A 13,173-nucleotide genomic window follows, 5' to 3' on the forward strand; every position below is an offset into this window, starting at 1 on the left:
TAAAAATGGGGGGATTACCAGGTCTCCCCCGGCAATATGCCGGATATTATCGAGTACGTTATTCAGCGGTGTAATCAGTGTGCGCTTAATACTTGCCCAGATACCAATCACAATAAGCAGTATTATGCAGAGCATGATGGCCAGTATCCATTTTGACCGTGTATCGGATTCGCTATCTTCTTTTACCACGCCTTCAATAAAATGGTTATTTGACTGGTTATAAATAGTGTACTGTTTTTGATAAATATCCTGACTGGCTTGTGTATCCTGTGATATTGCAGCGGCGAAATCACCATTGCGTATCAATTGTATAAGTTGAGTCAGCGTTGTGTGATATTGATTATAGGCATCTTCCAGTTCTTGTATTTTTGTACCTGAGTGACTTGGCAGTGAATCGAAGAGTGCCCAGTAATGTTCAGCTTGTTTCAGATTTTTAATAGCGTCATTTAATAACTGCGTTGACGATTCGTTTAATTTATTATCATTGGTAACGATATCAATCAGTGCCCGATTGAGTGATACCCTGGTATTTAATAACTCTGACCAGACATTAGATTGCAGATTATCGCGTGAGCTCAGGTTGTGTAATTGTTTAAAGGATGTTGTATTATTTTGCATGGTATTAAGAAATAAACCACTCGTTAATAGCTGCAGTGCACAAAATATAAGTAATGTTGTAATCAAAATTGTTGTGATTTTCAAACGGCTGAACATTTGTTTCTCTCTTTGCATCAATGTTTCATTTTAAACCCGGATGTGTTATTTTATAATACAATAAGTATTATTTATATAACCCTCATCTGTTGATAAGTAAATGGATTATGCTGTTATTCACTGGTATTTCATTTTCCCGGCTATTGGAAAACGGCACGGGCAGCAGAAAACCAGCCCGTTTATATGGGGCTCGTTTGATAAATTCCTTACTGTTTGTATGTTTTTTTGTTTAATATCAATGAATAAATAAATTCCGGGCGTTTTTCGGGAGCATGCGGAAGGTATGGTGATAACCATCAATGAGTTTGTTGGTAACGAATGTTATTTCTGCCTGCAGGATAATTTACTTTTATTCTTCTTTACTGATAAAACTCAACATCCTGCAATGTATTCAATTCCTGTTCAATGCGTTCACGGCTGCCGAGTAATACATTGATAATTTGGTTATTTTTTTCATTATTACTGCGGAATACCGGGACGGAGACACTGATGGCGGCGATGATTTTATTGCGCTGACGTAATGAAACGGCATAGCAGCGGGTTTCTTCATTTATTTCCCGGTTGTCAGTGGCGTAATGGTGTACTTTGACATCTTCCAGTTGCTGACGTAATTCTGCAATGGTGGTGATACTGTATTTTGTCAGCGGGGTAAAACCGTCAGGATATAGGCGGAGAATATCGTCATCGCTGTAATGGCATATCATCGCTTTACCTAATGCTGAATAAACCGCCGGTAAGCGGGTACCGATATTGGAGACTAACTGAACTTTCTGTACAGACTGTACTTTATCAATATACAGTACATCCGGACCGTCTAATATTCCCATCTGGCACACTTCGTTGCACTCATTGACAATATTATTCATCTCGCGGTGAACCATTTTCAGCCAGTAGGATTTTTCAAAGAAGGAACGGGAAAGAATTGAACAGGCGATACCCAGAAAATAAAGCTGAGTATTTTCGTCATAATTAATATAACGGCGTTCTGCCAGGGTTTTCAGAATCGGATAGAGCGTGCCTTTTAATATACCGGTTTTCCCGGATAGTTGCGTGAGGGAAATCCCGGTGTTTTCTGCCGCCAGAACACTGAGTACTTCTAACACCCTTATTGTCGGCATATGCTCCGTTGACATCAATTCACCTCCCTGACAGTTTATGCCGCTATTCTAGGTACAAAGCTCCGCTAAGTAAATCATGTCCGGGTGTCCGTTTGTGACATTGCCCGCCGGTGTCACAGCAATCCGGTTTATTGTCCCCGCAATGTGCTGCTCCTCACAGATAAATAATAAATAACCGCAATCCGGTCCGGGTTTTTCCGCAAATGGTGTTTTCAACGGCAACAAAAACAGGCTGTTAGTCTGTTTTTTCAGCAAGTGTACAAAATTTGACTCACTCAGAGTTTCATGGTTACTTACTTGTGTTTTTATTTATTAACGAGGTTTTTATATATGAACAATGTGGGTATGGAAAGCCGTTACATCACACCGGCGGTAACAATCTTTGATGATAAAGGCCGGATTGATACGGAACAAAACCAGCAGGTGTATGACTCGCTGAAGGGACATGTTTCCGGATTTGTGGTCATGGGCAGTACCGGCGAGTTTTTTTCACTGGATATGGACAGCTCAAAAACACTGATCAGGTTATGCGGCAGTTATGACAAAGGGGATATGAAAGTGTATGCCGGGACCAGCCGTCCGGATGTGAATGAGTCCGCCGCGCTGGCGAACTATGCCCATGAGCAGGGCGTGGACGGGGTCATGATTATCAGCCCGTACTATTTCCCGCTGGATGATGAGGGTGTTTACCGGTTTTACAGTGCGGTTGCGGAAAAAACATCAGCCAATATTTTTATCTATAACTTCCCGGAACGTACCGGTTACTCGGTGTCACCGGAGGTGTGTCTGCGTCTGGCGGATCGCTATCCGAATATTATCGGGCTGAAAGATACGATCCCCGATACATTACATACGTCGCAGATTATTCAGACGGTAAAAAAAGAGATCCCGCATTTTGAGGTTTATGCCGGTTATGACAATAACTTCGCCCATATTGTGCTGGCGGGGGGAAATGGCTGTATCGGCGGGTTATCCAATATTGTGCCTGAGTTTTTCGCTTCCTGGATGGAGGCATTCGCACAGGGTGATATGGCTGCTGCAGCGGCACATCAGCGCAAAGTGGATCAGCTGATGGCCGTTTACGGCGTGCACTCACCGTTTATCCCGACCTTTAAAAAAGCATTACAGATGCGGGGCATTATTCAGTCAGATTACTGCACAGCGCCATTCAGCAGCCTGAATGCGGAGCAGACTGAACAGCTGATGCAGATACTGGCGGATGCGGATACAGCACGCTGATTTTTCCTGATTATAACGACAGAACATCTTACCGACAGGGAATATTATCATGGCGACTATCACAGCTTATGACAATCCTGCTTTAAATTCCGCGATTAAAAAATCGTGGAAGCGTTTAGTACCCCTGATGTTTATTTTGTACTTTGTGGCATTTATTGACCGTGTGAATGTGGGCTTTGCAAAAGATGCCATGCAACTGGATATCGGGCTGTCCGATTCCGCCTTTGCACTGGGGGCGGGGATTTTCTTCGCTGCTTATGCACTGTTCGGGATCCCGGCGAACCTGATCCTCAATAAAATCGGCGCACAAAAGTGGCTGAGTATGACAACGGTTATCTGGGGTGTGTTATCCGCAATGACCGGGTTCGTGACTAATGAGACGCAATTTATTGTGCTGCGTTTCCTGCTGGGACTGGGTGAGGCGGGTTTTTATCCGGGGATTTTATTGCTGGCCTCTATCTATTTCCCGAATAAGGTGCGTGGCTCCGTAATTGGTATTTTTGTCCTCGGCGTACCGCTGGCGCTGACACTTGGTTCGCCGTTATCCGGCGCATTGCTGGAATTGCACGGCTGGATGGGGCGTCCGGGCTGGTTCTGGATGTTTGTGATTGAAGGTTTACCGGCGGTTGTTATCGGGATCTTCGCCTTTTTCTGGCTGGATGACAGCCCGGAGAAAGCCCGCTTCCTGACAGCGGAAGAGAAGAAAGCGCTGACAGAGCAACTGGCCAGTGAGAATGCGAAAACAGAAACCACGTCAGTGTTGTCCGCGCTGAAAAATATCAGGGTCTGGCATCTGGCACTTATCTACGGCGCCATCCAGATTTCGGTCTACGGGCTGATGTTTTTCCTGCCGTCACAGGTCGCTTCCCTGATGGGACAGAGTCTCGGGTTTAAAGCGTCTCTGGTGGCGGCTATTCCGTGGGCATGCTCGGCGTTCGGTGTGTATTACATCCCGCGCCTGGCGGATAAAAATCCGTCCCGCCGTGTGGCTATCTCCGTGATGTGTATGCTGGCGGCGGCAGTTGGCCTGGCATTATCCGCCTTTGCCAGTCCGGTTTTTGCGATTGCCGCGCTGTGTCTCAGCGCCGTCGGTTTCCTGTCGGTGCAGCCGGTATTCTGGACATTCCCGCCGCAGTTACTGAGCGGCCCGGCGCTGGCTGCCGGTATCGGGTTCTGTACCACCATGGGAGCATTCTGTTCTTTCCTTGCACCGATTATCCGTGTGGAAATGGATAAACTGATGAACAGTAATACGGCGGGGATTATCACACTTGCGGTGATCACGGTCGGCTGTGCGCTCCTGATTGCCTTACTGAAAAAGAACACACAAAGATAACCCTGATTCATTGCCGTTATTTTGGCGGTAATAACCGGAAGGTGAGTTATGCAAAAGATATTACGTATTGATGAAACTGATAATTTAATCGTGGCACTGAAGGATTTATATGCCGGTGAGGTCTGTCAGTGGGGTGATGAATCAATCACCCTGGTCACAGATGTGAAAGCCAAACACAAGTTTGCTCTGGAAGCGGTACCGGAAGGCGGTATTGTTTCCATGTACGGAACCGCTGTCGGAAAAGCAACAAAACCGATTGCCTGCGGGGAAGTGATTACCGTGGATAATATCCGCCATTATGCCGCCCCGGTGTCACTGGAGGAGAACGGAAATTATGAATGGCAGATCCCGGATGTATCGGCCTGGAAGGAGCGGACATTTAAAGGTTATGTCCGTGATGACGGCCGGGTCGGAACAGCTAACTACTGGCTGATTTTCCCGCTGGTGTTCTGTGAAAACCGCAATGTCACCAAACTGACAGATGCCCTGAATGAGGCTCTGGGCTATACCAATAACAGCCTGAAAAGTTTCGCCCTGGATCTGACCGCCGGTGAGCAGGTACAGACCACAAAACCTAAGTTGTTTCCGCATATTGAAGGTGTGCGCTGTATTACGGTGACCAGCGGCTGCGGTGGTGCCACTTCTGACAGTAAAACCATGTGTGATGTGCTGGCGGCGTATGCGGATCACCCGAATGTGATCGGTATTACCGTGTTTAGTCTGGGGTGTGAAAAAGCGCAGCGCAGGATGTTTAAAGAGTCACTGGCGGCACGTAATCCGGCGTTTGATAAACCGGCGCTTTATTTCCGGCAGCAGGAATGGAACAGCGAAGAGGAGATGATGCAGACGGCGCTGAAGCAAACCTATGAGTGCATGAAGGCGGTGAAACCTCAGAGCCGCACGGATGTACCGCTGTCTTATCTTAAGCTCGGAGTGAAGTGCGGGGCATCTGACGGGTTCTCGGGTATTTCCGGCAATCCGGCGATGGGGCTGGTGTCGGACTGGCTGGTGACGCTCGGCGGCGCATCCGGTCTGGCGGAATTCCCGGAATTGTGTGGTGCGGAAGGGGATATGGTAAAGCGCTGCATCCGCTTTGAGGATAAGAAGAAATTCCTCGATCTGATGGGGCAATATGAGAAAACCGCGAACTTCTTTAATACCACTATCGCGGATAATCCGAGTCCCGGAAATATTGCCGACGGATTAATTACCGATGCAATTAAATCAACCGGTGCCGCGAAAAAAGGCGGAAAATCACCAATCACTGCGGTATGTGATTATGCGGAACCGATGCCGGATCACGGTTTGTCTCTGGTCTGTACACCGGGAAACGATGTGGATGCCGTGACCGGTCTGGTGGCTGCCGGGTGCAACATCGTTATTTTTTCGACGGGATTGGGGACGCCAACGGGAAACCCTATCGTGCCGGTAGTCAAGATTTCCACCAACAGTGCCATCGCGCAGCGCCTGTCAGACATGATCGATTACGACTGCGGGCCGGTAATAGACGGTGTGCCATTACCGGAAATCAGCAAAGGGCTGTTTGAGCGGGTGATTGAAACGGCGGGCGGGGAATATAAGGTGAAAGCAGACCGTCTGGAGCAGTTTGATTTTCTGTTGTGGAAGCGGTCACTGGATTTATAAAAAGCGTATTGCCATACAGGTAAATAAAAAAACGGGGAATATTCCCCGTTTTTTTATTGCTGTGCGTTGTTATCAGATATGGTTATCAGATATAAAACTTCATGGATTTTTTGCCGAGGCAGAAACTGATAAACAGGCCGAGAGCACAGAGGAACAGAATATAATAGGCGATAAACATCGGGTTAACGTGTTCGGCAATGACCGGTACGGTGAAGGTGGTCAGCCCGGCGAACAGGGCATTACCGATGTTATAAGAGAACCCGATGCCGCTTAAGCGGATATTGGCCGGGAACAGTTTGATGATAATAATCGGTACACAGGCTACCAGACCTAAGAACAGGGCGGCCAGGGAATACAGGAAGCCGATAGTGGTGTGGTCACCGCTGCCCAGGGAATTAAAGAAGGCGTAGCTGGTTGCAGCCAGCAGGATGCTGTATATCACAACGGTTTTACGGATGCCGAGTTTGTCGGACACAATCCCCGCGATAATACTGCCGGCCATATTCATGACGGTGGCGAGGATCGCAATTTTACTGACAAATTCCGGGTCGATTTTAAAGATATCGGATTTCATCAGGTTTGGTGCCAGGACAACCAGAACCACACCGGTGGTCAGCAGCCAGGTGGCAAGAATAGAGATCATAGTGGCCGGTTTATAGCTCTTTAATACCTCTTTGATTGGCATATCAATCAGTTCTTTGCGCTTTTTCATTTCCAGGAATACCGGTGTTTCACGCAGATACCGGCGTAAATACACGGCAATCAGACCTAAAACCCCGCCGCAGATAAACGGATAACGCCATGCGAAACTTAAGATCTGGTCATTGCTGAAATTGGTGTAAATCAGGTAAGCCGCAAAGTGACCGATAACCACACCGAATGTCAGGCCGCTGGCAATCATACTGTTCGCCAGACCGATACGGTTCTGCGGGACATGTTCGGTGACAAAGACGTGGGCACTCGGTACTTCCCCGCCTAATGCGATACCCTGCAACAGACGCATCAGCAGCAGCAGTACCGGTGCGGCATAGCCAATCTGCTCATAGGTCGGCAACAGGCCTATCAGCAGAGTCGGGATCGCCATCAGGAACAGGGAGAGCATAAACATTTTTTTGCGGCCAATCAGGTCGCCGAAATGTGCCATTATTACGCCGCTGAGCGGGCGGACAAAATAAGCGACCGCGTAGGTCAGATAGGTCATGATGCTCGAAAGCAGCGGTGAGTCACTCGGGAAGAAGAGTGTCTGCAAAAAGGGCGCGAAGGTGAGGAAGACGATAAAGTCGTAAAATTCCAGCGCACCACCCAAAGACGCAAGAGTCAGCGTTTTTCCGTCCTGTAGCTTTAAGCGATTAGACATGTCATTAACCTTACTTATAAACATGCGTGAAAATGAAATAATCGTGAATACTAGCACGATACTATCGGTCAGTGAGATATTTCTGAAAAGTTAATTATATTAATGATTTATATCCCTTTTTTAATGTGACTACCCTGAAAAGTAATATATCTCGGGCTAATTTACGGAAATATAAGCAAAGTAATGTTTGAGTATCATGATTATTACCAGGGCGGAACAGCGAAAATAGCAGAGAGTGATAAATCATGGTGATGAATAATTATTCGTTATAAATTTAACGAATGGGTTGGGGGTTGCGGGCACGAGATATAACAATAAGCTTGTGGCACCAAACCGGAACAGATAAATGAACAAAACCCGCTAATCCATAATGTATCAGCGGGTTTTTGTTACTAACCACACGTTGTTTCAGCGTGACAACAGAGAATCAGTCAGTGACAGTCTGACTGGCGATTTCACTTGCTGTTTCGTCACCGCCATCCGGTTTGTAATCGGTGTTCGTGATTTGGCTCAGTGTACCGGCTGAGTCAAAGACCAGTGTCAGTGTTTCCTGTTTCACCGGCTCATGGCCCGGTTCACGGCGGAAGACATAGTACCAGGTCTGTGTTCCGAACGGGTCACGTAACATCGGGGTACCGAGTGTGTAGGCGACTTGCTGTTGGGTCATTCCTTTCTGGATCTTCGCCACGTCTGCCGGTGTCAGGTAGTTACCCTGGTTGATATCCGGGCGGTAAACAACACGCTCCAGAGTGGAACAACCGGCAGTTAACAGCAACAAAGATGTCGTTGCGGCAATCAGCAATTTACAACGCATGGTGATTTCATTCCTTTAGGATTCTTTGTGACGATGATAATCGACAATAATCAAATTGAAAACCTTTACATTTTTCTATGACCGCAGGATCGCATAAAAGTTAGATGAAATCAGCTTGTTTGTTATGCCGCCAGCAATTCTTTTGCGCTGGCAAGGGTATTTTTGGTGACGGCGGCACCGGCAAGTAACCGGGCCAGTTCCTGTACCCGCGCTTTTTTATCCAGCAGCTGCATGGCGGTTTCGGTTTCCGTGCCGTTGGTGTGCTTGCTGACAAAGTAGTGCTGATGTCCGCAACCCGCAACCTGCGGCAGGTGAGTCACACACATAACCTGCGTGGATTCACCCAGCTCGCGCAGCAGTTTCCCGACGATAGCGGCTGTCGGACCGCTGATCCCCACATCCACTTCATCGAAAATCAGTGCCGGCGTGTCCATTTTCTTCGCGGTGATCACCTGAATGGCCAGCGCAATACGGGATAACTCCCCGCCGGATGCCACTTTCGCCAGTGCCTGATGAGGCTGTCCCGGGTTGGTGGTGACATTAAATTCAACTTTGCTCGCACCATCAATACTCAGTTGTTCCGGGGTGAAAATCACATCGGCGGTAAAGCGGCCGTGCGGCATCGATAAATGGTGCATGCTTTGTGTGATGAGCTCACTCAGCTCAGCGGCGTAGTGTTCTCTGACCATATGTAACTGCTGTGCTATTGTCAGCGCCTGCTGATAATACTGTTCCGCTTCGCGGCTCAGTTCTTCGCTGTGCTGTTCACTTTCATGCTGTATCTGCTGCTCTTCCTGCAACTGTGCATACAGGACATATAACTCTTCCGGTGTGGTGTGGTGTTTACGGCTCAGGCTGATGTAACGGGAGATTCGTTGCTCAAGTTCATACAGCCGGTTCGGATCCAAATCCACCCGGTTACTGTAGTGGCGCAGTTCATTGCTGACTTCATCCACCTGAATGGCGGCTTCTTCCAGCATGGTCAGTAGCGGAGACAGGCTTTCATCCAGGGAGATCAGTTCGCTGAGTTCATGACGGGCATGATTGAGCATGCTGATGATGTTGTTTTCATCATGTTCACTGAGAATGTTTAAGGTGCCCTGACTCAGGCTCAGAAACTGACCGGCGTTGGCGAGGCGTTTATATTCCGCATCAATATCCGGAAATTCCCCTTCACGGGGTTCAAATTCACCGAGTTCTTTCAGGTGATAATCAACCAGCTGCTGACGGGCTTCCCGTTCCAGTGCCTGCTGCTGATAGAGCGCCAGTGCCTGACAGGCGTTGTGCCATTGTTGCCAGGCTTTTTTCATTTCACCGAGCAGTAAGCCCTGGTTAGCGTAGGTATCAAGCAGGATTTTCTGGTGGCTGCTTTCCAGCAGATGCTGATGGGCATGCTGGCCGTGGATTTGGATCAGCAGTGTGCCGAGCTCGCGCAGTTGTGACAGCGGTACAGCCGTGCCGTTGATAAAACCACGGGAACGTCCGTCGCTGTTGATAGTGCGGCGCAGCAGGCATTCCTGGTTATCATCCAGCTGATGTTCTTCCAGCCAGAGACGGGCGGCAGGGGTATCTTTCAGGGAGAAGCGGGCGCAGATATCAGCACGGTTAGCGCCGGGGCGCACCATATTGGCATCCGCGCGGTTGCCGAGGCACAACCCCAGTGCATCAATGGCAATGGATTTACCGGCACCGGTTTCACCTGTGATGGCAGACATACCGGCGCGGAAGTCTATTTCTAACTCGCGGACAATAGCAAACTGACTGATGGTGAGCTGGGTTAACATGCCGCCTCTCCTGTGGATATACACATGCCTGTTTTTTCATACAGTATAATCAGGATTTGTATCCGGTAAAGAGGCGGAATGAAAAAAATCAGAACATTTTTTTAGACCAGCCGAGTTTCGTGCTTAACGTATTGAAATAGTTATAATCAATCGGGTGTATGAGATCGAGTGTTTTGCTGCTGCGTTTTATCCTGACCACATCCCCTTCCTGTATCGGCAGCGCTATCTGGCTGTCGCAGCTGACTTCATAATCAATGTTGGTCTGCGGGAATTTCAGGGTAATGGTGCTGTGACTGCTGATGACCAGCGGCCGCGAGGAGAGGGTGTGCGGGAACATCGGCACCAGGGCGATAGCATCAAGATTCGGTGTCAGGATCGGCCCGCCCGCAGAAAGCGAATAGGCGGTGGAGCCGGTCGGGGTGGTGATGATCAGGCCGTCGGAACGCTGGGAAAAAGCAAAGCGTTCATCGATATAGACCTCAAAATCAATCATATGTGCGACTTTTCCCGGGTGCAGCACCACTTCGTTGAGCGCGGTGCTGCGGCGCAGTTTACCGTTTGGGCTGAGTACGCCGGCATCCAGCAGAAACCGTTTTTCGACGTGATATTCCCCGGTCAGTACGCGGTCGAGCTGCTGAAGTGCATTGTCCGGCGCGAGGTCAGTCAGAAAGCCGAGGTTTCCCCGGTTCACGCCGATCACATCCGCACCATAGCGGGAGAGCACCCGGGCGGCACCGAGCATATTGCCGTCCCCGCCGATCACAATCACCAGGTCGGCCTGTTGTCCGATATCCGGCAGCGTGCCGGTGACGGCATCGGTCAGCCGCATTTCAGCGGCAACATCACTTTCCACAATCACACGCAGACCTTTTTTCAGCAGCCAGCGATAAAGCAGCTCGTGGGTTGCCAGCGCTTCAGGATGGCGCGGATGGCCGACAATTCCGATACAGCGGAATGATTTGTTTTTTGCGGTATTGTCCGTCAGCATGTGCGTTTTAGCCTCACTTAATCGCCATTCCCTTGAATCTCTGAGTTTGATCCCCATAATAAACAAGAATCAGGATTATTGCGAAATACGCGGAGATTTTATGAGTAGTCACGAACAAAAAACGCACGAAGAACCTGTTGCAGATGCAGCGGAGACCCTGAACACGGCAGCAGAGCAGCCGGAAACGGCGCAGGCGGATGCTGCCGCAGCGGCGCAGGCCCGTATTGCGGAGCTGGAGCATGAACTGGAAGAGTCCCGCAAAACGGAACGCGAAGCTATGCTGCGCGCCAAAGCGGAGATTGAAAACAACCGCCGCCGTATGGAACAGGATGTTGAAAAAGCCCATAAGTTTGCATTAGAACGTTTTTCTAATGAATTATTACCTGTGATTGATAACCTGGAGCGCGCACTGAGTGCGGTGAATCCGGAAGATGAAGCACAGAAAAGTATGCTGGAAGGGCTGGAACTGACACTGAAATCCTTCCTGGATGCCGTGAAAAAATTCGGCATCGAAGTGGTTGAAGAGACAAAAGTGCCGTTCAATCCGGATGTGCATCAGGCCATCAGTATGGTGGATGCTGCAGATCACGAGTCCAACCATGTGGTGAACGTGATGCAGAAAGGCTACACCTTAAACGGCCGCCTGCTGCGTCCGGCGATGGTGATGGTCTCCAAATAAGGATTTTTGATCCGCAACGGAATGCCGCCGCAGAGGCGGCATTTTTGTTTTTGTACTATGCGCCGGACTGAAGCTCTGCCGGGATGACCGGCTGCCAGTCGACAGGTGCCTGACCACGCTCTGTCAGTATGGCGTTGGTTTTTGAGAAGTGACCGCAGCCCAGAAAACCCCGGTGTGCGGACAGCGGTGACGGGTGCGGTGCTTTCAGTATCACATGCTTTTGCTGATCAATATACTGGCCTTTCCGCTGGGCATGTGCGCCCCAGAGAAGGAAAATCACACCTTCGCAATGGGCATTGACTGCCGCAATCACATTATCAGTAAAGGTTTCCCAGCCCAGTTTGGCGTGAGAGTGTGCCTGCCCGCGTTCAACGGTCAGCACGGTATTAAGCAGCAGCACCCCCTGTTGTGCCCAGCTGACGAGGCAGCCGTGATTTGGCCGGGTAAATCCGGGGATATCCGCTTCCAGTTCCTTATACATATTCACGAGTGACGGCGGCGGCTGAATACCCGGCAGCACAGAGAAAGAGAGGCCGTGTGCCTGATTTGGTCCGTGGTACGGATCCTGTCCCAGAATCACCACCCGCACATCAGACAGCGCCGTATAACGGAATGCGTTGAAGACATCTTTCTGTGGTGGGTAAATGGTCTTACCAATTTCTCGCTCATGGGCGACAACACGGAGTGTTTCAATGAAATAGGGCTGGGTTTTCTCATGGCCGATGACATCATGCCAGGTCAGTGATGCAGACATCGTGTCGTTATCCTTCATTTATTACAAGAGTTGCATTCAGCTTACCTGACTTATCCGTTGTTAGGAAATAAGAAGGGATTTTTTTGCGGGTCCGGTTCTGATATCCACAACGGCAGGGCGAAAATGGCTGATTTTTTGCAAAAAAATCTGAAAATAGTCAAAATGAAATTTTGATTTAAAACAGGCTTTTATCATGATGGTTAAAAATTGATATGATTTTTATTGATATATGTCAAAGAATCAGCCCTGTATTATTGGTATATAAGATACAGAGACATTGGTTAGACCAATATTCCAAGTTAAATGACAATCAATAAATTGATAACGAATCACCCGGAGGTCATCATGGTTACTGGTATTCAAATTACTAAATCCGAAAACGCTGCACTGGTTAACTCTTTCTGGCTGCTGGATGACAGCAAAGACGAAGTACGCTGCATCTGTGCAAAAGAACAATATGCAGACGGTGATGTTGTTTCCCGTGCCGCATTAGGTCCTTTCGAGTACCGTGAAGTGAATTTACAGGTTCAGCCTACCGTCCGTGTTGAGGGTGGCCAGCACCTGAACGTGAACGTTCTGCGTCGTGAAACTCTGGAAGACGCTGTTAACCATCCGGAAAAATACCCGCAGTTAACTATCCGTGTTTCCGGTTATGCAGTGCGTTTCAACTCACTGACACCTGAACAGCAGCGCGACGTTATTGCCCGTACTTTTACTGCCAGCCTGTAATTGTTCCGGCAACAATT

Annotated in this window: 12 protein-coding genes; 5 read left to right on the forward strand and 7 right to left on the reverse strand. The window is 48.8% G+C overall.

What is annotated here, in order from left to right; translation table 11 throughout:
- Together U868_RS0103220 and U868_RS0103225 are read right to left on the reverse strand one after the other, a co-directional pair.
- Positions 1-732: Tar ligand binding domain-containing protein (locus U868_RS0103220; protein ID WP_205275476.1), on the reverse strand; the 732-nt coding region annotated here is incomplete at its 3' end.
- Between the two features lie 341 nt (positions 733-1,073).
- On the reverse strand, positions 1,074-1,847 hold the full coding sequence (locus tag U868_RS0103225) for an IclR family transcriptional regulator (RefSeq protein ID WP_025152032.1): 774 nt from the start codon (positions 1,845-1,847) through the stop codon (positions 1,074-1,076).
- Positions 1,848-2,177: 330 nt separating this feature from the next.
- On the opposite strand from U868_RS0103225, the gene U868_RS0103235 reads away from it, so the two are divergent.
- The 3 genes from U868_RS0103235 to U868_RS0103245 are packed head-to-tail and all read left to right on the forward strand — an operon-like array spanning position 2,178 to position 6,051.
- Entirely contained in the window at positions 2,178-3,071 is an 894-nt protein-coding gene (locus tag U868_RS0103235) for a dihydrodipicolinate synthase family protein (RefSeq protein ID WP_025152034.1), read from the forward strand.
- Positions 3,072-3,120: 49 nt separating this feature from the next.
- Positions 3,121-4,407 (forward strand): MFS transporter, encoded by a 1,287-nt coding sequence (locus tag U868_RS0103240; RefSeq protein WP_025152035.1) that lies wholly within the window; start codon positions 3,121-3,123, stop codon positions 4,405-4,407.
- A 48-nt stretch (positions 4,408-4,455) separates the two neighbouring features.
- A complete protein-coding gene (locus U868_RS0103245; protein WP_025152036.1) occupies positions 4,456-6,051 on the forward strand; it encodes a UxaA family hydrolase in 1,596 nt (531 codons plus the stop codon).
- 85 nt (positions 6,052-6,136) lie between these two features.
- Here U868_RS0103245 and U868_RS0103250 read toward each other — a convergent pair whose 3' ends face one another.
- The 4 genes from U868_RS0103250 to nadK form a co-directional block, all read right to left on the reverse strand.
- Entirely contained in the window at positions 6,137-7,408 is a 1,272-nt protein-coding gene (locus tag U868_RS0103250) for an MFS transporter (RefSeq protein ID WP_029990569.1), read from the reverse strand.
- Positions 7,409-7,835: 427 nt separating this feature from the next.
- Positions 7,836-8,222 carry an outer membrane protein assembly factor BamE gene (bamE, locus tag U868_RS0103255; RefSeq protein ID WP_025152038.1) on the reverse strand — a complete coding sequence of 129 codons (387 nt, stop codon included), beginning with the start codon at positions 8,220-8,222 and terminating at the stop codon, positions 7,836-7,838.
- A 122-nt stretch (positions 8,223-8,344) separates the two neighbouring features.
- On the reverse strand, positions 8,345-10,006 hold the full coding sequence (recN, locus tag U868_RS0103260) for a DNA repair protein RecN (RefSeq protein WP_025152039.1): 1,662 nt from the start codon (positions 10,004-10,006) through the stop codon (positions 8,345-8,347).
- Positions 10,007-10,094: 88 nt separating this feature from the next.
- Positions 10,095-10,994 (reverse strand): NAD(+) kinase, encoded by a 900-nt coding sequence (gene nadK / locus U868_RS0103265; protein ID WP_025152040.1) that lies wholly within the window; start codon positions 10,992-10,994, stop codon positions 10,095-10,097.
- A gap of 100 nt (positions 10,995-11,094) precedes the next feature.
- On the opposite strand from nadK, the gene grpE reads away from it, so the two are divergent.
- Complete coding sequence (gene grpE / locus U868_RS0103270) at positions 11,095-11,673, forward strand: nucleotide exchange factor GrpE (RefSeq protein ID WP_025152041.1); 579 nt, start codon at positions 11,095-11,097, stop codon at positions 11,671-11,673.
- Positions 11,674-11,728: 55 nt separating this feature from the next.
- On the opposite strand, the gene ung is transcribed toward grpE, so the two are convergent.
- Positions 11,729-12,427, reverse strand: coding sequence for a uracil-DNA glycosylase (gene ung, locus U868_RS0103275; RefSeq protein ID WP_025152042.1), 699 nt, complete (start codon positions 12,425-12,427; stop codon positions 11,729-11,731).
- Positions 12,428-12,772: 345 nt separating this feature from the next.
- On the opposite strand from ung, the gene grcA reads away from it, so the two are divergent.
- Positions 12,773-13,156 (forward strand): autonomous glycyl radical cofactor GrcA, encoded by a 384-nt coding sequence (gene grcA, locus U868_RS0103280; protein WP_004237002.1) that lies wholly within the window; start codon positions 12,773-12,775, stop codon positions 13,154-13,156.
- Positions 13,157-13,173: the final 17 nt, after the last annotated feature.

Origin of the sequence: Morganella morganii H1r, from assembly GCF_000633515.1 — a bacterium.
GTDB classification, from domain to species: Bacteria; Pseudomonadota; Gammaproteobacteria; order Enterobacterales; family Enterobacteriaceae; genus Morganella; species Morganella morganii_B.